We start from the raw sequence: 18,610 nt of genomic DNA, 5'->3' as shown, positions 1-18,610 counted from the left end.
AACAGGAGCATGTCCAGCGTGATCAAGGCCCGCATTACCGTAACCCTCAAGAACGGCGTGCTCGACCCACAAGGCAAGGCAATCGAGCATGCGCTTTCCGGAATGGGTTTCGGCGGCGTCGGCCAGGTGCGGCAAGGCAAGGTTTTCGATATCGAGCTTGCCGAGGGCGACAAGGCCAAGGCCGAGGCCGATCTGAAAGCTATGTGCGACAAGCTTCTGGCGAATACGGTGATTGAGAATTACGCGGTGGAGATCGGCTGAGCTTGTCGAAAGACATCCAGATATCGAAGTTCATGAGTCTTGTTTTACGCCATGCTCCCCATGAAGCGGGGCTGACTTTGGATGAGAACGGTTGGACTGATTTCAACAAACTTTGCGCGGCGATTCAGGCGAAGTTCGGCACATCCGCCGCCGAGGTTGTTCGGATCATCGACGAGAACCCGAAAAAGCGCTTTGCAATCGACGGTGATCGTGTCCGTGCGGTTCAAGGCCACAGTGTCGAGATTGATCTCGGCCTGTCGCCATCAATTCGTCCAACAGTCTTATATCACGGCACCAAGGAAGAGTTTCTCCCCAGCATCTTACGAGAAGGCTTAATCAGCCAGTCTCGGCAGCACGTTCATTTGTCAAAAGACATTGAAACAGCTGTGATCGTCGCACAGCGCCGCAAGGGGAGAAGTGTTATCCTGCGGATCGACTCGGAAAACATGGCCAAAAACGGCGCCTTATTTTTTCTTTCCGAAAATGGCGTCTGGCTGACCAGCCATGTTTTGCCGCGATATCTGTTCCAACTCAACGAGCATGAATTCTCATGAAATCAGCCGTCGTCCTGCTCCCCGGCCTTAATCGCGACCGTGACATGATCGCGGCGCTGACCAAGATTTCCGGCACGCCGCCGGTCACCGTCTGGCAGACCGACACTGAAATTCCCGATGTCGACCTGATCGCCATTCCCGGCGGCTTTTCCTTTGGCGATTATCTGCGCTGCGGCGCTATTGCCGCGCGCATGCCGGTGATGCGGGCTGTGGCCGAAAAGGCGGCCAAGGGCGTCACGGTCATCGGCGTCTGCAACGGCTTCCAGATCCTGGTCGAGGCCGGCCTGTTGCCGGGTGCATTGATGCGCAACACCTCGCTGAAATTCGTTTGCCGGCAAGTCAAGCTGCAGATCGCCAATGCCAACACGATGTTCACCCGCCGCTATCAGCCGGGCCAGGTCATCCGCGCGCCGGTGGCGCATCATGACGGCAATTATTTTGCTGATGCCGAAACGCTGGCCCGCCTCGAAGGCGAAGGCCAGGTGGTGTTCCGATATGCCGAAGGCACCAATCCCAACGGCTCGATCAACGACATTGCCGGCATTGTCAACGGCCGTGGCAATGTGCTCGGCCTGATGCCGCATCCCGAGAACCTGATTGAAGCGGCGCATGGCGGCAGCGACGGCCGGGCGCTGTTCGAAAGCGCGCTGGGCATCGCCGCTTGATGCATTCAATTTTCCTCCTGGAGCGACGGTCATGAAACTCTATTCGCGACCGCTGTCGCCCTATTCGTCGATCGTGCGGGCGCTGGCCTACATCAAGAACGTGCCGCTCAAGGTCATTGCACCGCCGCCTGGGTTTCCCATTCCCGAGGCATTCCGTGCCATCTCCCCGCTCAACCGGATTCCAGTGCTGATCACCGGCTCGGGCGAAACGATCGTCGAATCCGTGGTCATTGCCGAATATCTGGAGGAGCGCTTTCCCGAGCCAGCGCTGCTGCCCAAGGATTCGAAAGACCGGGCGTTGGTGCGCATGTTCGCCCGCATCACCGACCTTGACGTGCTCGCCCCAACGATGAAGCTGTTCGAGCTCTATTTCGTGCCGCAGCGCAACGAGGCGGAGATCAAGGCACAGTTCGCCCGATTGCATCACGGGCTTGCGGCAATCGAGGCCCGCATGGCGCATGGCCCGTTCGCGCTCGGCGACGACATCTCCTTCGCCGATGCGTGGCTGACGCCGACCCGCTTCGTCTTCAACAATTTCAGGGCGACGATCGGCCGCCCCGACCTGCTTGACGCCCATCCGAAATTCGATGCCTATGAGCAAATCGCCTTGCAGCATCCGGCGCTGTCGCGCGTCTGGGGTGAGATGACAGACGGTCTGAAGATCTTTCTGTCAGAACTTGAGATGGGCGCCGCTTGACCATGCGATCGACACTCGCCAGCCTCGCCCTCGCCGCTGCCGCCGGTCTTGTACTCGCCTCCTGCCAGGCAAGCCCGAAGAGCACGCCGGCGCCGGCAGGCAAGAGCGCGTCACTGCTTGCCATGGAGCAGGTGGCAATAGCTGCCCACAAATGCTGGATCGCCAGCAAGGACCCTGCCTTCAAATCCTATCAGATGGCCAACGAGCTGAATTCGTTCAGCGGCACGCCGCGCTTCCTGCTGGTGCCGGCCAAACATTATGGCGGAAAGCCGTTGCTGGTCGTGCAGGCGCAAGGCAATTCGAGCCGCGTCGACGTGTTCGGCCCATTGATGGCGGAACCGCTCGGCGGCCGCATCGGCTCGGACATTGCCCGCTGGCAGGCCGGCAATCCGGCCTGTGGCGCTGCTGCCTAGCCCAATGGGTCGCTTGCTGCAGATCACCGGTCTGGTCGTCGGCCTGGCCGGGCTCGTCCTGCAGCTCTGCATCACCGTCCCGGCATCAATGGAAGCCGGCCGCGGCTTTGTCGGCTCGCTGGTCTTCTATTTCAGCTTCTTCACCATCCTGACCAACATCGGCGCGGTGCTCGTCCATGCCTCGTTGCTGTCGTCGACGGGTTATGCCTGGTTTCCGGCCTTTGCCGGGCCACGGATAGGGGCGGGCGTAGCCGTCGCCATAAGCCTGGTCCTCATTATCTACGCCACGGTCCTGGCGCAGCTTTGGCAGCCGCAAGGGCTGTTCCTGCTCTGCGACGTGCTCCTGCACTATGTGACGCCGGTGGTGTTCGTGCTGTGGTGGCTTGTGGCGGGCGCCGACGGCTCGACGCGATGGCGTGACATCTCGTGGTGGATGATCTATCCGATCGCCTATCTGGCCTACGCGCTGCTGCGGGCGCCGATCGTCGGCGAAGTACCCTATCCATTCCTCGACGTCTCCAAACACGGGGCGGCCAGCGTCGCCGTCTCGGCTCTGGCCATCACCGGGCTTTTTCTGGTTCTGTGTATCGTGGCCGTGCTTGTGGACCACGGCGTATCGAGGCTCAGGGCGGCGGGCGTCCGCTAAAGTGCGGTGCCTCAACCCTCAGTCCCAGAACGGCCTGAGGCCCTCACGATGGGCATCACAACGCGTAATGCCTATGTCCTTGAGCTGGTCGTCGGTCATCTCGAGCAGGACCAGCCGGCTGCGCCGACGATCCATTAGCCTGCCAATCCATCTCGCGAAGGATCCGAGCGTACGCACCAGCCGACTAACATAGGTTGGCCGGCCTAACGGAGGCGCCACCTGCATCTGCAATTCAGCCCTAACGGGGCGGATTGTCTCTATTGTAGCCATTTTCTTTCTGCCAAAACTTCGGATTGTACCCTTCTCGCCGCCGATCTGATATGTATGTATTGACTCACATCCTGGTGCAATGTAAAAAATTGTCACCATGACAACTTGGCTTCCAGATCTTACCGCGGGTACCGGCCCGCTCTATCAGCGGCTTGCCGATTCCATCGAGACGGACATCGACCGCGGCCTGATCGGTGCAGGGGCAAAGCTGCCGCCGCAGCGCGATCTGGCATACGACATCGGCACGACCGTCGGCACCGTCGGCAGGGCCTATCAATTGCTGCGCGAGCGGGGATTGGTCAGCGGCGAGGTGGGCCGCGGAACCTATGTTCTCGCTCAGCAGTCGGAAAGCGCAAAGCCGGATTTCCTGGAGCCGGTCGAACAAGGCACGCGCTATATGGATGCGCCCGGCGACAAGATGCGCTTCGATAGCACCGCCGCACCGGATGTCGGCCAGGGTGCCATCGTCGCCGATGTGTTGACACGCACGGCGCAAGACCATCCGCATGAGATTTCAAGCTACACGCGTGATTTCCCGGACCGCTGGTTCGAGGCCGGCAGGCGCTGGCTGTCGCGCAATTCCTATCGCCCGGCGGCGGATGCCATTGTCCCCACGCTCGGCACCCACGCCGCGGTGATGGCAACAATTGCGGGGCTCACCGCCCCCGGCGACTATGTCGTCTTCGAGCACCTCACCTATTCGCAGATCTCCCGCAGCGCCGGCCTGATCGGTCGCCGGACCGCACTGGTGGCGGCTGACGACGAGGGCATCGATCCCCAGGATTTCGAGCGCGTCTGCGCACAAAAGCACCCGAAGATGATGTTTTTGATGCCGACGGCCAAGAACCCGACGCTGACAACGCTGTCGGCATCGCGCCGCGAGGCAATCGCGCATGTCGCCCGTCAATATAACGTCGTCTTGATCGAGGACGATCTCTATGGCGGACTGACCGACGACCCGACGCCTTTACTGGCCGAATATGCTCCCGAACGGACCATCGTTGCCGGCGGCCTGTCGAAATCGGTCGCGGCGGGTGTTCGCGGCGGTTGGCTCGCTTGCCCGCCGGCCTATCGTCACCGCATCCGGGTTGCCCATAAGATGATGACGGGCGGCCTGCCCTTTCTGCTGGCGGAGGTGGGCAGCCGGCTGGTGTTGTCCGGTCAGGCCGCCGAGATGCGCAAGCGCAGCATTGCCGAGATCGGTGCGCGCATCGCGATCGTGCGCGAGACACTCGACGGCTTCGACTTCAAGGCGCTGGATAATGTGCCGTTCGTCTGGCTCACTTTGCCGGACCCATGGCTTTCCGGCACTTTCAAACAGGCTTGCCTCGAACATGGCGTGCTCATCGACGACGAGGACGAGTTCAAGGCGGGGCGTTCCGAACAGGCCTTTCACGGCGTGCGGTTTGGCATCTCGCAGCCGCGACAGCGGGACGATATTGCGCACGGCGTCGCTGTGATCCGGCGGCTTCTGGACGAAGGCCGCGCCGGCTACGACAGCTTTTCCTGAACCGGCTTGAAACCGGCGGGTCGAGTGGCGATCTTCCGCTACTTGCGGCAAGCTGTTGCTTTCCGTCGTTTTAGTCATCCGACGGGGTGTATCGGCTGCAAAGCTTGCGATAAGACGGGACTCGATCCCAAGGACACAAATTGCCGATCATGACCATTTCCAATTCCGTGCCGATCACTCCGGAACTCATTGCCGCGCACGGGCTGAAGCCCGACGAGTACCAACGCATCCTCGACCTGGTCGGGCGCGAGCCGAGCTTTACCGAACTCGGTATTTTTTCCGCGATGTGGAACGAGCATTGTTCCTACAAATCCTCGAAAAAATGGCTGCGTACGCTGCCGACCACCGGGCCGCAAGTCATCCAGGGCCCGGGCGAGAATGCCGGCGTGGTCGACATCGGCGACGGCGACTGCGTCGTCTTCAAGATGGAGAGCCATAACCATCCCTCATATATCGAGCCTTATCAGGGAGCGGCGACCGGCGTCGGCGGCATCCTGCGCGATGTCTTCACCATGGGCGCGCGGCCGATCGCGGCGATGAACGCGCTGCGCTTCGGTGCGCCGGATCATCCCAAAACCAGGCACCTCGTTGCCGGCGTCGTTTCCGGCGTCGGTGGCTATGGCAATTCCTTCGGCGTGCCGACGGTCGGCGGCGAGGTCAATTTCGACGCCCGCTACAATGGCAATATCCTGGTCAATGCGTTTGCCGCGGGCCTCGCGAAGACGGACGCAATCTTTTTGTCCGAGGCCAAGGGCGTCGGCCTGCCGGTCGTCTATCTCGGCGCCAAGACCGGTCGCGACGGCGTCGGCGGCGCCACCATGGCCTCGGCCGAATTCGACGACAAGATCGACGAGAAGCGGCCCACGGTCCAGGTTGGCGATCCCTTCACCGAAAAATGCCTGCTCGAAGCCTGCCTCGAACTGATGGCGTCCGGCGCCGTTATTGCCATCCAGGACATGGGTGCCGCTGGTCTCACCTGCTCGGCGGTCGAAATGGGCGCCAAGGGCGACCTCGGCATTGAGCTCGATCTCGACAAGGTGCCGGTGCGTGAAGAGCGCATGAGCGCTTATGAGATGATGCTTTCGGAGAGCCAGGAGCGCATGCTGATGGTGCTGCGCCCCGAAAAGGAAAAACAGGCCGAGGCGATCTTCCACAAATGGGGCCTCGACTTTGCCATCGTCGGCAAGACCACCGACGATCTGCGCTTCCGCGTGCTGCACCAGGGCGACGAGGTCGCCAACCTGCCGATCAAGGATCTCGGCGACCAGGCGCCGGAATATGACCGTCCCTGGGTCGAGCCGAAGAAGCCGGCGCCATTGGGCGCCGGCGATGCACCGCAAACCGATGTGGCCGAGGCTTTGCTGAAGCTGCTTGGCGGGCCGGACCTGTCCTCGCGCCGCTGGGTGTGGGAGCAGTACGACACGCTGATCCAAGGCAATTCGTTGCAGCTTCCCGGCGGCGATGCCGGCGTCGTGCGGATCGACGGTCATCCGACCAAGGCGCTCGCCTTCTCCTCCGACGTGACGCCGCGCTATTGCGAGGCCGACCCCTACGAGGGAGGCAAGCAGGCGGTGGCCGAATGCTGGCGCAATCTTACCGCCACCGGTGCCTTGCCGCTCGCGGCCACCGACAACCTTAATTTCGGCAATCCGGAACGGCCGGAGATCATGGGTCAGTTGGTCGGCGCGGTGAAAGGTATTGGCGATGCCTGCAGGGCGCTGGGCTTCCCGATCGTCTCCGGCAACGTCTCGCTCTACAATGAGACCAACGGCCAAGGCATACTGCCGACACCAACCATCGGCGGCGTCGGGCTGATTGCCGATTGGTCGAAAATGGTGCGGATCGGCTTTGCCGCCGAAGGCCAGATGATCGTGCTGGTCGGCGCACCGACCATGTGGGGCACGCATCTTGGCCAATCGGTCTATATGCGCGACATCCATGGCCGTGCCGACGGCCCGCCGCCGCCCGTCGATCTCGATCACGAAAAGCGCGTCGGTGACCATGTGCGGGCGCTGATTGCGTCGGGCGTCGTTACCGCGGCGCATGACGTTTCCGATGGCGGCATCGCGGTGGCGTTGGCCGAGATGGCGATGGCCTCCGGCATCGGCGCGACCATCCCCGGCCTGATCGGCACCGATCCGATCCCGGTCTGGTTCGGCGAGGATCAGGGCCGCTATCTGCTGACGCTGTCGATCGACCCGCAGAGCGAGGCGTGGGATGCCATTCGCGAACAGCAAAGCAAGCTCGGCATTTTTGCACCGTGGATCGGCTCGACCGGCGGCAGCGAACTGAAGCTGGGCGAGGCACGTGCGATACCGGTCAGTGAATTGACCGCTGCCCACGAATCCTGGTTCCCTCGCTTCATGGCAAATGAGGTCGTGGACCCGTGATGTGATCGAGTGGAGCCGTTTCACTGTGGTTCATCCGCCGTTTCGACCATATCTATGAGTTCACGACCTGAACAAGGAATCCTCGCATGGCAATGGACGCCCACGACATCGAACGGCTGATCAAGGAAGGCATTCCGGACGCCAAGGTGACGATTCGCGACCTGGCCGGCGATGGCGACCATTATGCGGCGGAGGTGGTGGCCGAAAGCTTTCGCGGCAAAAGCCGCGTCCAGCAGCACCAGATGGTCTATGACGCGCTGAAGGGCAACATGGGCGGCGTGCTGCACGCGCTTGCCCTGCAGACCAGCGTGCCGGACTAATTCTACGCAAGCGGGAAGTCATGGCCAAAGGCGACAGCGATCCGGTTGCAGTCAGTGCCTATGCTTCCTTTGCCGAGCGCTATGATGCGCTGGCGCCGATCAAGCCGCACAATGCCCTCTACGAACGGCCGGCCTCGCTGGAGTTGCTGGGCGACGTGACGGGTCTGAACATACTGGACGCCGGCTGCGGCTCCGGTATCTGCTCGGAAAAGCTGGCTCGCTCAGGTGCGCGGGTAAGTGCCTTCGACATTACGCCGGAAATGCTGGCTTTGGCACGTCAGCGCTGCGCTGGGCTCGATGTCGATATCCGGCTTGGCAATCTCGAAAGGGCCCTCGACTGGCTCGCGGATGGCAGTTTCGACCGCATACTTTGCTCGCTGGCGCTCGACTATGTCGAAAAACTGGAGCCGGTATTCGCTGAGTTTCATCGCGTCTCCTGCCCGGGCGGCTGGCTGGTGTTCTCTATGGGCCATCCAATGCGCGACTGGCAGGACACGCGCACGCGCGGGACGAAAACCTATTTTGAAACGAATCGCTGGGGCATGCATTGGGGAGGTTTTGGCGAGCCCAATCCCTATGTTGAATCCTATCGCAGACCGCTCGGCGATATCCTCAACGGCCTTGCCGATACGGGCTGGACGCTCGACCGCTTCGTCGAGCCGCTTCCCGCGCCTGAGATGGAAATGGTCGACCCCAGGCATTTTGCCGAACTGAGTTTGGCGCCTGCATTCATATGCGTGCGTGCGCACAAATAAATTTCCCTCACCTTTTCGCCGAAACGGCAATGATCGGCCCGGCCGGATAGTTTCCACCAACAATCATCCGCTCGCCATTCGACAGCGCCGAAACGACCCCGTCGAAGAAAAGCGCATTGGGGCAAGTGAGCGCATCTCGAAACAGCCGTGCGAAGCTGCCGAGGCTGACTTGAGAGCGCGAGATCGCCAGCACGACGGTGTTTTCGTCACGCACGCCGACGCCATTGCGGATATAGCGCGATGTGCCGTTCTGCTCGAATCGAGGATGAAGCCGTCCGTCGATCACCAGCATCGGGCCGGATTGCGTTGCGACCATCACGTCCGGCCTGGCCGCGGCATAGGCACTTGTCTCCATGACCGCCGCCTTGCCGTCCTTGCGGACCACGAACACGCCATTCGGTTTCAGGAAGAAATTGCCTTCGCTGTCGGCGACGTTGAGCGGCGCCTTCTCCCGGCCGTCTTCGACGAGAAGGCCGACTGGGGTCAGATCTTGGTGATACATGCCGGCGTTCATGGCGAGCAGCACCGGCCGGCCCTGATCCGCCATCGCCTTGTCGAATTTGTCCAGGGAACCGAAGGCCTTGCCGTCGAGGCCTACGTGGAACACACCGATGTCATAGCGGCGCAGATCGATTTCGCAGACGACGTAGGCCGCCTCGAAGCTCGCGTCGCGGCACGGCGCCGGCAATTCACCGCCGACGACGAGGGGTGGCTGTCTCGGCGACCTGGCCCACCAAATCAAGGCCAGTGCGGCGAGCAGAACGGCGAGGAGGAACCCGGCGAGATATCGTCTTTTCATCGCGCCTCGGGAAAGATGGTGGCCAACGGCTTGGCACAAGATCAGACGTTCCTTTGCGCCATTTGCATGGCAAGGCGGCAAACATCTTGTTTCGCGCAACCCATGGGTTTATTTGAAGGGTAATGTTCGAGCCTGACTCCCACAGGCATGAAAGGGTATTCCATGAGCGGCATCAACGACTACATCGACAATGAAGTGAAGGGCAACGACGTTGTTCTCTTCATGAAAGGCACGCCCGGCTTCCCGCAATGCGGATTTTCCGGTCAGGTCGTGCAGATCCTCGACTATATCGGCGCCGACTATAAGGGTGTCGACGTGCTGACGTCGGCCGAGCTACGGCAAGGCATCAAGGACTATTCCAACTGGCCGACCATCCCGCAGCTCTACGTCAAGGGCGAATTCGTCGGCGGCTGCGACATCATCCGCGAGATGTTCCAGGCGGGCGAATTGCAGACCTTCCTCGTCGAAAAGGGCGTCAGCGTCAAAGGCGCCGCCTGACTTCTGTTTTGCGTATGGCTCTCCGAAGATCGACTGCGATTGTCGGGGTCATGCGCTTAGCGCCGGGGCACCTTGGCAAAAAGTTGTGCCCGCTATCGGGGCAATGAACGAATGGATGCGTCGGCACGCCGGCGCATTTTCGTTTGAAGATCGGACTGGCCGTGGATCAGCAAGCACAAGCGCAGCAAAAGGCAAGCACCTTGCCTATTCCGCGCTGGGAATTCATCGCGCTATGCGCGGCGCTGATGGCGCTCAACTCGCTGGCCATTGACATCATGTTGCCGGCGCTGCAGCAGATCGGCGCCTCGCTCGGCGTCGAAAATGAAAACCACCGGCAATATGTGATCACCGCCTACATACTGGGCTTCGGCGGTGGGCAACTGTTCTTCGGGCCCGTCTCGGACCGCTTCGGGCGCCGCGCTCCGCTGGTTGCCGGGCTGGTGATCTATGTTGCGGCGGCGGGCGCTGCTGCAATCGCCCCGTCATTCGCCACGCTTCTGCTATGCCGGGCCGTGCAAGGCGTCGGCGCGGCGGCGACGCGCGTCATTGCCGTCTCGATCGTGCGCGATACGTTCGACGGAAGGCGCATGGCCGAAGTCATGTCCTTGATCTTCATGGTGTTCATGGCAATTCCGGTGGTGGCACCCGGTATCGGCCAGTTCATCATGCTGTTTGCGACCTGGCACGTGATCTTCGTCACCATGGCGGCCGGCGCGCTGATCGTGTCCGCCTGGTCGCTGTTGCGCCTGCCCGAGACGCTACACCCCGAATTTCGCCGGCCGCTGACGCTGTCCTCCATCATCGGCGGCTTCCGCATCGTTCTCACCAACCGCATCGCGCTCTGCTACGCCTTCGCCAGCACCTTCATCTTCGGCGCCATGTTCGGCTTCATCGCCTCGGCCCAGCAGATCTATGTCAGCGTGTTCGATGTCGGCGAGATGTTCCCGGTCATCTTCGCGGGGGTTGCCGGCGTGCTTGCTTTTTCGAACTACCTCAACTCTCGCCTCGTCGGCCGCATCGGCATGCGCCGTCTGTCGCAAAGCGCGCTGCTGCTGTTTCTGGCCATCAGCCTTGCCTGGCTGGTCGTTTCCATCGAAATGAAGATGCCGCTCTGGCTCTTCATTACTTTCTTTGCCTGCGCCATGGTCCCGTTCGGCGCGCTCGGCGCCAACTTCAACGCGCTTGCCATGGAGCCGCTCGGTCACCTGGCCGGCACTGCCTCGTCGATCCTCGGGTTCATGCAGACATTTCTTGGCGGCATCCTCGGCACGCTGATCGGCCAGGCCTTCAACGGTACGGTGACGCCGCTGGCCGCCGGGTTCTGCAGCGTGTCGGTGGCGGCGCTGCTGATGATTCTCATTGCCGAGCGCGGCAGGCTGTTCCAGCCGCAAAACCCGCCGGTCTAGTTTTACGCGCTAGCGGGTAAAACTATTCCGCCCAGAGCTCGCGGCGCAGCTCCCGCCAGCTTTCCCTGTCCGGCGCGACCAGCAGGCCACCTCCGAGATGTGACGGCAGATAGGCGCTGCCGTCGAAGCGCGCGGCATAACCGCCGGCCTCGGCATGGATCAGCACGCCGGCCAGATGGTCCCACGGCATCAGCTTGTTGTAGACGACGAAATGGCCGTGGCCGCTGGCCAGCAGGCGATATTCGTGGGCTGCGCAGCGATAGTTGAACTGCGACAGCGACTTGGTCTGATTGCGCGCCAGGCGTGAGCGGTCCGGCTCGGGTAGATAGTGCCACGAGACCGCTCCAGTCATTTCCGATATCGGCGCCGGTTTGGCGACATGGACTTTTTCGAAATTGCCATGCGCGTGCCGAATATGGCTGCCGGCGCCGCGAACGCCGACCAGCCAGTCCTTGCCGACGGGATCGTGGATGATGCCGGCGATCGTCTCGCCCTTGACCACCACGCCAAGCATGACGCCGAACAGCGGCACGCCGGAGGCGAAGTTGAAGGTGCCGTCGACCGGGTCGACGACGAAGGCGAGTTCGGCATCACCGAGACCGTCGAGCAGCGTCGGGTCGTCGGAGCAGGCCTCCTCGCCGACGATCATCGCCTTGGGATAACGCTGAAGCAGCCTGGCGGTGATGAGCCGCTCGGCATTCACGTCGGCCTCGGTCACAAGATCGGCGGCCGAGGTCTTGCGACGCACGTCGCCCTCACTCAACCGGCGAAAGCGCGGCATGATCTCGGCGACGGCAGCGTCCGACAGAAGGTCGGCAAGCCAGTCGATCGCGCTGTCGTCAAATGTCATGGGGACCGTCTTGCTTTGCGTTAAGAGCATCGTTGAGGGCGGCGAAATCGAACAGCGTCCTGTCGAGCAGATGCGAGCGCCGCACATTGGCCATGGCACGGATCATGGTGTCCTTGCGGCCGGGCATGCGCTTCTCGATGTCGTCGAGCATCGCTTTCATGGCGTTGCGCTGCAGGCCTTCCTGGCTACCGCACAGATCGCACGGAATTATCGGGAATTTCATGGCGCCGGCGAATTTCTCGAGATCGGCTTCCGCACAATAGGCGAGCGGCCGCAGCACCATGACGTCGCCTTCGTCGTTGAGCAGCTTCGGCGGCATGGCGGCGAGGCGTCCGCCATGGAACAGGTTCATGAAGAAGGTTTCCAGAATGTCTTCGCGGTGATGGCCGAGCACCAGCGCCGAGCAGCCCTCCTCGCGGGCAATGCGATAGAGATGGCCGCGCCGCAGCCGCGAACACAGCGAGCAATAGGTGCTGCCCTCGGCCAGCTTGTCGATGACCACAGAATAGGTGTCCTGATATTCGATGCGATGCGGAATGGCATGGCTGTCGAGATAGTCGGGCAATATGTGCTTGGGAAAGTTCGGCTGGCCCTGGTCGAGATTGCAGGCCAACAGCTCGATCGGCAGCAGCCCGCGCCATTTGAGATCGAGCAGCACGGCAAGCAGGCCGTAGGAATCCTTGCCGCCCGACAGAGCGACCAGCCAGCGGTCGCCGGGCCTCACCATTGAGAAATCGTCGATCGCCTGGCGGGCAAGCCGCAGCAGCCGCTTGCGCAGCTTGTTGAACTCGACGGAGGACGGCACATCGGCAAACAGCGGATGAAAGCCGCCTTCGGCGTCGGCGACCGGTTCGAGCGTTTCGGCGTCTGGCTGCATGTTCACGGCGCGTCGGCCCTAAAGTCCTGTTGCCGCCCGCAGTAGCGCATCGAACCGAAAATCGAAATCGATTTCGGAATCACGCCGCGAAAAAGGAACGAAAAAGTAAGGCCGCCCCGATAGGGCGGCCTTCGCTTGTATCGCGTACGAACGCGCCGATCAGCGCGAATAGAATTCGACGACCAGATTCGGTTCCATCTGCACGGCAAACGGAACGTCGGCCAGGCCGGGGATGCGCGTGAAGGCGGCGGTCATCTTGTTGTGGTCGGCCTCGATGTAATCGGGCACGTCGCGCTCGGCCAGGCCCACCGATTCCAGCACGATGACCAGCTGCTTCGACTTCTCGCGCACTTCGATGACGTCGCCCGGCTTGCAGCGGTACGAGCCGATGTTGACGCGCTTGCCGTTGACGTTGACGTGGCCGTGATTGACGAACTGGCGCGCCGCAAAGATGGTCGGTACGAACTTGGCGCGGTAGACGACTGCGTCGAGGCGCGATTCGAGCAGGCCGATCAGGTTCTCCGAGGTGTCGCCCTTGCGGCGGTCCGCCTCTTCATAGACCTTGCGGAACTGCTTTTCCGAAACGTCGCCATAGTGGCCCTTCAGCTTCTGCTTGGCGCGCAGCTGCAGGCCGAAATCGGAAAGCTTGCCCTTGCGGCGCTGGCCATGCTGGCCGGGGCCGTATTCACGCTTGTTGACCGGGGACTTCGGGCGGCCCCAGATGTTTTCGCCAAGACGGCGGTCGATCTTGTACTTCGCGGATTCGCGCTTGCTCATCGCATTCCCTTTCAAAACAACACACCCGGAACCTCATGGTCCGGGTGAAGGAAACGCGCCCTCCTCTGGCCCCCGTTTTCGAGACCTGACAGGGTTTTCCACGCAACGCGACGGAAAACCCACGGGACACGTCATTTCAAACAGGACATCAGGAAATTAAAACCGGCTTCCAAACGTCTTGCACACATAAAGAAAACCACCGGGCATTGCGGCCCGGTGTTGGTGGGCTGGTTAAACGGAGATTTAACCGCTGTCAAGCTTCCGGCTGGCGCGAATCGCCGAACCGGATAGTGTTGCGGTTGTAGAACGTGCCGGATGTGGCGGGAGGTTGCGCCAGCGGCATCAGGAAGGGACTGAAGTCAGAGGAGCTGGAATTCGCATGAAGAAGTTCTTCCTTACGTTGGTAGGAGCCGCGGTGATGGCCGGCACGATGGCGGTCGCGCCCGAGCCGGCGCAGGCCCGGCATTGGCACGGCCACAGGCATCACCAGGTCTGCCGCATCGTGGTCAAGAAGAAGGTGGTGTGGCGGCACGGTCATCGCAAGGTCATCCGCTACAAAGTGCGGCGCTGCGGTTGGGGATGGAACTGGTAATTTTCGCCCTCGCCGGTTGAGACTTCAGGGCCCGCGGCTCAGCCGCGGGCTTTTTATCGACCGGCATCCGCCGCCAGAATGGTCAGTCGATCAGTGTTTCGATTTCTTTTCCGGCAGGCCCTTGCGCTTGGTCTCGGCGAATTCCTCGAGCTGTTTTTCGCTCATGGATTTATACATTCCCTTCGACGCGCCTTTGAGCTCGCTCTTCTTGGTCTCGCCACGCTTGGCGGACAGTGCAGCACCGGCGGCTTTCTGCTGGGCTTTCGAGGTGGCTGGCATGATCGTTTCTCCTGTTCCTCAATGAGAAAAGAACGCATCGCCCTGGGCTGATGTTCCCGGAGCACCAAAGTGCCTGGGGTCAGGATACCGCCAGGCCAAATCCCTGCATCAGCCGGCGCGTCGGAAAATCGGCCTCGTTCGAGGTGAAGACGGCAAAATCGGCGCCTTCCGGCAGTACCTCTCTGCGATAACGGGCCTCGGTATCGGCGAGCAGCGACAGCGCGCGGCGTGCGATCGCCTCGGCCGGGTCGAGCCAGTCGACCGGCCAAGGTGCTGTCTTGCGCATGCGGTTGGCCAAAAACGGATAATGGGTGCAGGCAAGCACGACGATGTCGGTGCGTAACCCGTCATGCTCGACGAAGCACGGCGCGATCTCGGCGCGCACGGCGTCCTCGTCGACAAAACCATCGCGCATATAGGCTTCGGCCAATCCCGCCAGCTTGTCGCTGCCGACCAGGCGGACATGGCATTTCTGCGCCCATTTGCTGATCAGGTCGCGCGTGTACTGGCGCTTGACGGTGCCGGGCGTAGCCAGCACCGAAACTAGGCCTGAGCGCGTGCGTTCCGCCGCTGGCTTGATGGCCGGCACGGTGCCGACGAAAGGGTGGCCGGGAAACCTCTCGCGCAACGCATCGATGACCAGCGTCGAGGCGGTGTTGCAGGCGATGACCGAAATAGCCGGCGAAAACCGTTCGAGCAGCCTGGCGAACAACTCTAGGATGTGTGTTCTCAGCGCCGGCTCCTCCCAGGCGCCGAAGGGGAACGCCGCGTCGTCGGCGACATAGATGAAGCGGCGGTCAGGCATCAGGACGCGCGCCTCACGCAGCACAGTGAGGCCGCCAATGCCGGAATCGAACATCAGGATCGGACGGGCGCTCGATGGACTGGTCATTATCATTGAGTCACTAAGGCCTGGGAATCACAAACGAGATCACGAGAGAAGGTTCGGCCCATGCTTTTTGCTTCGGCCAATGATGCTTTATCCCGGCCGCTTCTATCTGGAACCATCATGGCCTTGATGCGGCGAGACGGTCACACAAGGCCCCGCTTGCCGAAGCCGCCGGCCCGCGGCCGGCCGTTCGCCGGAGATGCAGGGGTGAGATGCAGGGTGGTTCGACGGCACCGGTGCGGCCCGCATGGCATAGGCCGGAGCCAGGGCCGCCACGCCGGCGGCCGACTCTGAATGGGGCGCCGCGGCGCCGCGCAGCGGCCCGGGCGGGTCGAAATCGTCGAAACTCAGGGATGACGCCATATCCGAAGAGCTACCGCCCGCCGGCTTGGCCGCCAAGATGACCGCCCACAGCCCGACGAGAGCTAATCCCAGCAGGTTAAGGCCGGAATGCGACTCGTCGCCGTCGAACTTTACGACAAGAACAGTGCCGGCCTGCAGAATCGCAAACAGGGTCGAGAACACGATATACGACCAAAGGATCCAACCGGACCCTTGCGCATCGCGGCTTCGACGCCAGGCGAAATTCGCGCGGAACAGAACAATCACCAGCGAGGCGACGAGAACGGCCGCGGCCAGCCCTTCCCTGGAAGGTCCGGGCTTCGAATTGGCCAAACCCTCGATGCCGATGGTCAGCACGACGCACAGCACAAAGGTCACGATTTCCGCAACCAGCAAGGCCGCCGAATAGAAGAAAAAGCGAGGACGACCGATATCCGAGCTAAACATCCGAGGATCCATCGTTTTCCAGACAATGGATCACATCAAATAACATTCGGTTACTGGTGAGATATGGGTAACTCGAAGGCTAGTCTTTGTCCTTCGCCTTTCCGGCGCGTGCCGCGGCCGCCGGGAGCCGCCTTGGATCGTCGCCGGGCGATCCGTCGCCGCGTGGCATGGCCGGCGAGAACCTGTCCAGCGATGATATAATACCGCGTAGCACCTTGAGCTCCGGCTCGGCAAAACCGGGGCGGGTCAGCACTGCGCGCAAATTGTCGACCATCTTCGGCTTCTTCGGTGCCGGGCGGAAATAGCCGCGCGCCTCCAGTGCACCTTCCAGATACGCAAACAGGGCGTGCAATTCTTCCTTGGCAGCTGGCGGCATTTCGGGACCGGAGAAGTTGGTCCTGGTCTCGTCTTCCAGGCCGGACTTCATCCATTCATAGGACATCAGCAGGGCCGCCTGGGCGATGTTGAGCGAGGAGAAGGCTGGATCGACGGGGAAGGTGATGATCTCGTCGGCAAGGCCGACCTCGTCATTATAGAGGCCGAAGCGCTCGCGGCCGAACAGGATGCCGGTGCGCTGGCCGGCCCGCTGCCGCGCGCGCAGCGCCCTGCCCGCCTCGACCGGGCCGCGCACCGGTTTGAAATTGTCGCGCGCGCGCGCCGTGGTGGCGAAGACGAAGTTCAAGTCGGCGACTGCCGAGGCCAGGTCGTCGAACACCTCGACGGCATCGATGACATGGTCGGCGCGGCTTGCCGCGGCACGCGCCTTCTCGCTCGGCCAGCCGTCACGCGGATTGACGAGGCGCAGTTCGGCAAGGCCGAAATTGGCCATGGCGCGTGCAACCATGCCGATGTTCTCGCCGAGCTGTGGCTCGACCAGGATGATCGCCGGTCCGGACGCAGGCGTTCCGGAGGCAAGAGGGTTGTCGGGATCCTGGGTGGCGGTCATGGTTGTCAATGAACTGCTGTTTGCGGCATTTCGCAGTCCCCTGCCACATTTGGCGGCGAAAATGAAGCTTTCGCAAAGAATGCCGGCACTACGGCGCGGTTCGCCGTTTGCGCGGCCAAAAAGCCTTTGATATACGGGCCGCATCCCAGGGTCGGCAGCCGTGCGGGCAAGGCCGTTCCGTTCCCCAAAAGCGAGGCATTCTTTCCATGGCGAAGATCAAGGTGGCGAACCCGGTCGTCGAACTCGACGGCGACGAGATGACCCGCATCATCTGGCAGTTCATCAAGGACAAGCTGATCCACCCTTATCTCGACCTCAAGCTCGAATATTACGATCTCGGTATCGAGCACCGCGACGCCACCAACGACCAGGTGACCATCGGTTCGGCCAATGCCATCAAGAAATACGGCGTCGGCGTGAAATGCGCGACGATCACGCCCGACGAGCAGCGCGTCGAGGAATTCAAGCTGAAGAAGATGTGGAAGTCGCCGAACGGCACCATCCGCAACATCCTCGGCGGCACCATCTTTCGCGAGCCGATCATTATGAAGAACGTGCCGCGGCTGGTGCCCGGCTGGACCAAGCCGATCATCGTCGGCCGCCACGCCTTCGGCGACCAGTACCGCGCCACCGACTTCCGCTTTCCCGGTAAGGGCAAGCTGACGATCAAGTTCGTCGGCGAGGACGGCCAGGTGATCGAGCACGACGTCTTCGACGCACCCGGCGCCGGTGTCGCCATGGCCATGTACAATCTCGACGAGTCGATCCGCGAATTCGCCCGCGCCTCGCTGAATTACGGCCTGCTGCGCAATTACCCCGTCTACCTGTCGACCAAGAACACCATCCTCAAGGCCTATGACGGCCGCTTCAAGGATATCTTCCAGGAGGTCTACGAGGCGGAGTTCGAAGCCGAGTTCAAGGCCAAGAAACTCTGGTACGAGCACCGGCTGATCGACGACATGGTGGCCTCCAGCCTGAAATGGTCGGGCGGCTATGTCTGGGCTTGCAAGAATTATGATGGCGACGTGCAGTCGGACACGGTGGCGCAAGGCTTCGGCTCGCTCGGCCTGATGACCTCGGTGCTGATGACGCCGGACGGCAAGACCGTCGAGGCGGAGGCCGCGCACGGCACCGTCACCCGCCACTATCGCCAGCACCAGAAGGGCGAGGAGACCTCGACCAATTCGATCGCCTCGATCTTTGCCTGGACGCGCGGCCTCGCCCACCGCGCCAAGCTCGACGACAATGCCGAACTGAAGCGTTTTGCCGAGACGCTGGAACGGGTCTGCATCCAGACGGTCGAGTCCGGCTTCATGACCAAGGACCTGTCGCTGCTGATCGGTCCCGACCAGCCATGGCTTTCGACCACCGGCTTCCTCGACAAGATCGACGAGAATTTGCAGAAGGCGATGGCCTGAGCTCCTCCG

Annotated in this window: 23 protein-coding genes; 14 read left to right on the top strand and 9 right to left on the bottom strand. The window is 61.9% G+C overall.

The window, feature by feature from the left end; genetic code table 11:
* Positions 1 to 18 precede the first annotated feature (18 nt).
* From purS to NKI50_RS19290, 6 genes are read left to right on the top strand one after another with little or no spacing between them, the layout of a single operon-like run.
* The gene (purS, locus tag NKI50_RS19315) at positions 19 to 261 is read left to right on the top strand and encodes a phosphoribosylformylglycinamidine synthase subunit PurS (protein ID WP_023717389.1); all 243 of its coding nucleotides are present in this window, start codon (positions 19 to 21) and stop codon (positions 259 to 261) included.
* Positions 258 to 815 (top strand): RNA 2'-phosphotransferase, encoded by a 558-nt coding sequence (locus NKI50_RS19310; protein WP_352717380.1) that lies wholly within the window; start codon positions 258 to 260, stop codon positions 813 to 815. Before purS ends, NKI50_RS19310 begins: the two co-directional genes overlap by 4 nt.
* Positions 812 to 1,480: a phosphoribosylformylglycinamidine synthase subunit PurQ gene (purQ, locus tag NKI50_RS19305; protein ID WP_352481169.1), complete on the top strand. Its 669-nt coding sequence runs from the start codon at positions 812 to 814 to the stop codon at positions 1,478 to 1,480. The genes NKI50_RS19310 and purQ overlap by 4 nt, the downstream gene beginning before the upstream one ends.
* A 31-nt stretch (positions 1,481 to 1,511) precedes the next feature.
* Positions 1,512 to 2,177: a glutathione S-transferase family protein gene (locus tag NKI50_RS19300; protein WP_352641117.1), complete on the top strand. Its 666-nt coding sequence runs from the start codon at positions 1,512 to 1,514 to the stop codon at positions 2,175 to 2,177.
* A 2-nt stretch (positions 2,178 to 2,179) separates the two neighbouring features.
* Positions 2,180 to 2,590, top strand: coding sequence for a hypothetical protein (locus NKI50_RS19295; protein WP_352641116.1), 411 nt, complete (start codon positions 2,180 to 2,182; stop codon positions 2,588 to 2,590).
* Between the two features lie 4 nt (positions 2,591 to 2,594).
* Positions 2,595 to 3,236: a Pr6Pr family membrane protein gene (locus NKI50_RS19290; RefSeq protein WP_023717384.1), complete on the top strand. Its 642-nt coding sequence runs from the start codon at positions 2,595 to 2,597 to the stop codon at positions 3,234 to 3,236.
* A gap of 18 nt (positions 3,237 to 3,254) precedes the next feature.
* Here NKI50_RS19290 and NKI50_RS19285 read toward each other — a convergent pair whose 3' ends face one another.
* On the bottom strand, positions 3,255 to 3,461 hold the full coding sequence (locus NKI50_RS19285) for a DUF1127 domain-containing protein (protein ID WP_353022699.1): 207 nt from the start codon (positions 3,459 to 3,461) through the stop codon (positions 3,255 to 3,257).
* A 142-nt stretch (positions 3,462 to 3,603) separates the two neighbouring features.
* Between NKI50_RS19285 and NKI50_RS19280 the strand changes: the two genes are divergently transcribed.
* The 4 genes from NKI50_RS19280 (at position 3,604) to NKI50_RS19265 (ending at position 8,481) form a co-directional block, all read left to right on the top strand.
* The gene (locus tag NKI50_RS19280) at positions 3,604 to 5,016 is read left to right on the top strand and encodes an aminotransferase-like domain-containing protein (RefSeq protein WP_023717382.1); all 1,413 of its coding nucleotides are present in this window, start codon (positions 3,604 to 3,606) and stop codon (positions 5,014 to 5,016) included.
* Between the two features lie 149 nt (positions 5,017 to 5,165).
* A complete protein-coding gene (gene purL, locus NKI50_RS19275; RefSeq protein ID WP_023717381.1) occupies positions 5,166 to 7,406 on the top strand; it encodes a phosphoribosylformylglycinamidine synthase subunit PurL in 2,241 nt (746 codons plus the stop codon).
* 86 nt (positions 7,407 to 7,492) lie between these two features.
* Entirely contained in the window at positions 7,493 to 7,726 is a 234-nt protein-coding gene (locus NKI50_RS19270; RefSeq protein WP_023674714.1) for a BolA/IbaG family iron-sulfur metabolism protein, read from the top strand.
* Between the two features lie 20 nt (positions 7,727 to 7,746).
* The gene (locus NKI50_RS19265) at positions 7,747 to 8,481 is read left to right on the top strand and encodes a class I SAM-dependent methyltransferase (RefSeq protein ID WP_352641114.1); all 735 of its coding nucleotides are present in this window, start codon (positions 7,747 to 7,749) and stop codon (positions 8,479 to 8,481) included.
* A gap of 7 nt (positions 8,482 to 8,488) precedes the next feature.
* Here NKI50_RS19265 and NKI50_RS19260 read toward each other — a convergent pair whose 3' ends face one another.
* Positions 8,489 to 9,280 carry a phosphodiester glycosidase family protein gene (locus NKI50_RS19260; protein WP_352717330.1) on the bottom strand — a complete coding sequence of 264 codons (792 nt, stop codon included), beginning with the start codon at positions 9,278 to 9,280 and terminating at the stop codon, positions 8,489 to 8,491.
* A 162-nt stretch (positions 9,281 to 9,442) separates the two neighbouring features.
* Between NKI50_RS19260 and grxD the strand changes: the two genes are divergently transcribed.
* Positions 9,443 to 9,778, top strand: a complete 336-nt coding sequence (gene grxD / locus NKI50_RS19255; RefSeq protein WP_023674712.1) for a Grx4 family monothiol glutaredoxin — start codon at positions 9,443 to 9,445, stop codon at positions 9,776 to 9,778.
* Positions 9,779 to 9,984: 206 nt separating this feature from the next.
* Positions 9,985 to 11,184 (top strand): multidrug effflux MFS transporter, encoded by a 1,200-nt coding sequence (locus NKI50_RS19250; protein ID WP_352641176.1) that lies wholly within the window; start codon positions 9,985 to 9,987, stop codon positions 11,182 to 11,184.
* A 22-nt stretch (positions 11,185 to 11,206) separates the two neighbouring features.
* Here the strand turns inward: NKI50_RS19250 and NKI50_RS19245 are convergent, their stop codons facing one another.
* From NKI50_RS19245 to rpsD, 3 genes are all read right to left on the bottom strand, one after another.
* Positions 11,207 to 12,034, bottom strand: a complete 828-nt coding sequence (locus NKI50_RS19245; protein ID WP_352641110.1) for an inositol monophosphatase family protein — start codon at positions 12,032 to 12,034, stop codon at positions 11,207 to 11,209.
* Entirely contained in the window at positions 12,024 to 12,917 is an 894-nt protein-coding gene (ttcA, locus tag NKI50_RS19240) for a tRNA 2-thiocytidine(32) synthetase TtcA (RefSeq protein ID WP_352641108.1), read from the bottom strand. Before ttcA ends, NKI50_RS19245 begins: the two co-directional genes overlap by 11 nt.
* Positions 12,918 to 13,070: 153 nt before the next feature.
* A complete protein-coding gene (gene rpsD, locus NKI50_RS19235; protein WP_023717376.1) occupies positions 13,071 to 13,688 on the bottom strand; it encodes a 30S ribosomal protein S4 in 618 nt (205 codons plus the stop codon).
* Positions 13,689 to 14,067: 379 nt separating this feature from the next.
* Between rpsD and NKI50_RS19230 the strand changes: the two genes are divergently transcribed.
* Complete coding sequence (locus NKI50_RS19230) at positions 14,068 to 14,280, top strand: hypothetical protein (RefSeq protein WP_023674706.1); 213 nt, start codon at positions 14,068 to 14,070, stop codon at positions 14,278 to 14,280.
* 90 nt (positions 14,281 to 14,370) lie between these two features.
* On the opposite strand, the gene NKI50_RS19225 is transcribed toward NKI50_RS19230, so the two are convergent.
* The 4 genes from NKI50_RS19225 to NKI50_RS19210 all read right to left on the bottom strand — a co-directional run bounded on the left by NKI50_RS19225 (position 14,371) and on the right by NKI50_RS19210 (position 17,183).
* Positions 14,371 to 14,559: a DUF3008 family protein gene (locus NKI50_RS19225; RefSeq protein WP_023717374.1), complete on the bottom strand. Its 189-nt coding sequence runs from the start codon at positions 14,557 to 14,559 to the stop codon at positions 14,371 to 14,373.
* 79 nt (positions 14,560 to 14,638) lie between these two features.
* On the bottom strand, positions 14,639 to 15,451 hold the full coding sequence (gene murI, locus NKI50_RS19220) for a glutamate racemase (RefSeq protein WP_023717373.1): 813 nt from the start codon (positions 15,449 to 15,451) through the stop codon (positions 14,639 to 14,641).
* Positions 15,452 to 15,553: 102 nt separating this feature from the next.
* Positions 15,554 to 16,237, bottom strand: coding sequence for a DUF805 domain-containing protein (locus NKI50_RS19215; protein ID WP_352641107.1), 684 nt, complete (start codon positions 16,235 to 16,237; stop codon positions 15,554 to 15,556).
* 79 nt (positions 16,238 to 16,316) lie between these two features.
* Complete coding sequence (locus NKI50_RS19210) at positions 16,317 to 17,183, bottom strand: RNA methyltransferase (protein ID WP_023717371.1); 867 nt, start codon at positions 17,181 to 17,183, stop codon at positions 16,317 to 16,319.
* Between the two features lie 206 nt (positions 17,184 to 17,389).
* On the opposite strand from NKI50_RS19210, the gene NKI50_RS19205 reads away from it, so the two are divergent.
* Complete coding sequence (locus NKI50_RS19205; RefSeq protein ID WP_352717326.1) at positions 17,390 to 18,601, top strand: NADP-dependent isocitrate dehydrogenase; 1,212 nt, start codon at positions 17,390 to 17,392, stop codon at positions 18,599 to 18,601.
* Positions 18,602 to 18,610 lie beyond the last annotated feature (9 nt).

It is taken from the genome of Mesorhizobium sp. M0563, from assembly GCF_040321065.1.
In the GTDB taxonomy this organism is placed as follows: Bacteria; Pseudomonadota; Alphaproteobacteria; order Rhizobiales; family Rhizobiaceae; genus Mesorhizobium.
This window is presented reverse-complemented; position numbering and strand designations above follow the sequence as displayed.

Excerpts from the sequence above, each read along its gene's own strand:
- purQ (WP_352481169.1), top strand. The coding sequence starts at position 812 with ATGAAATCAGCCGTCGTCCTGCTCCCCGGCCTTAATCGCGACCGTGAC.
- NKI50_RS19300 (WP_352641117.1), top strand. The coding sequence starts at position 1,512 with ATGAAACTCTATTCGCGACCGCTGTCGCCCTATTCGTCGATCGTGCGG.
- NKI50_RS19295 (WP_352641116.1), top strand. The coding sequence starts at position 2,180 with ATGCGATCGACACTCGCCAGCCTCGCCCTCGCCGCTGCCGCCGGTCTT.
- NKI50_RS19290 (WP_023717384.1), top strand. The coding sequence starts at position 2,595 with ATGGGTCGCTTGCTGCAGATCACCGGTCTGGTCGTCGGCCTGGCCGGG.
- NKI50_RS19285 (WP_353022699.1), bottom strand. The coding sequence starts at position 3,461 with ATGCAGGTGGCGCCTCCGTTAGGCCGGCCAACCTATGTTAGTCGGCTG.
- NKI50_RS19280 (WP_023717382.1), top strand. The coding sequence starts at position 3,604 with ATGACAACTTGGCTTCCAGATCTTACCGCGGGTACCGGCCCGCTCTAT.
- purL (WP_023717381.1), top strand. The coding sequence starts at position 5,166 with ATGACCATTTCCAATTCCGTGCCGATCACTCCGGAACTCATTGCCGCG.
- NKI50_RS19270 (WP_023674714.1), top strand. The coding sequence starts at position 7,493 with ATGGCAATGGACGCCCACGACATCGAACGGCTGATCAAGGAAGGCATT.
- NKI50_RS19265 (WP_352641114.1), top strand. The coding sequence starts at position 7,747 with ATGGCCAAAGGCGACAGCGATCCGGTTGCAGTCAGTGCCTATGCTTCC.
- NKI50_RS19260 (WP_352717330.1), bottom strand. The coding sequence starts at position 9,280 with ATGAAAAGACGATATCTCGCCGGGTTCCTCCTCGCCGTTCTGCTCGCC.
- grxD (WP_023674712.1), top strand. The coding sequence starts at position 9,443 with ATGAGCGGCATCAACGACTACATCGACAATGAAGTGAAGGGCAACGAC.
- NKI50_RS19245 (WP_352641110.1), bottom strand. The coding sequence starts at position 12,034 with ATGACATTTGACGACAGCGCGATCGACTGGCTTGCCGACCTTCTGTCG.
- rpsD (WP_023717376.1), bottom strand. The coding sequence starts at position 13,688 with ATGAGCAAGCGCGAATCCGCGAAGTACAAGATCGACCGCCGTCTTGGC.
- NKI50_RS19230 (WP_023674706.1), top strand. The coding sequence starts at position 14,068 with ATGAAGAAGTTCTTCCTTACGTTGGTAGGAGCCGCGGTGATGGCCGGC.
- NKI50_RS19225 (WP_023717374.1), bottom strand. The coding sequence starts at position 14,559 with ATGCCAGCCACCTCGAAAGCCCAGCAGAAAGCCGCCGGTGCTGCACTG.
- murI (WP_023717373.1), bottom strand. The coding sequence starts at position 15,451 with ATGACCAGTCCATCGAGCGCCCGTCCGATCCTGATGTTCGATTCCGGC.
- NKI50_RS19215 (WP_352641107.1), bottom strand. The coding sequence starts at position 16,237 with ATGTTTAGCTCGGATATCGGTCGTCCTCGCTTTTTCTTCTATTCGGCG.
- NKI50_RS19210 (WP_023717371.1), bottom strand. The coding sequence starts at position 17,183 with ATGACCGCCACCCAGGATCCCGACAACCCTCTTGCCTCCGGAACGCCT.
- NKI50_RS19205 (WP_352717326.1), top strand. The coding sequence starts at position 17,390 with ATGGCGAAGATCAAGGTGGCGAACCCGGTCGTCGAACTCGACGGCGAC.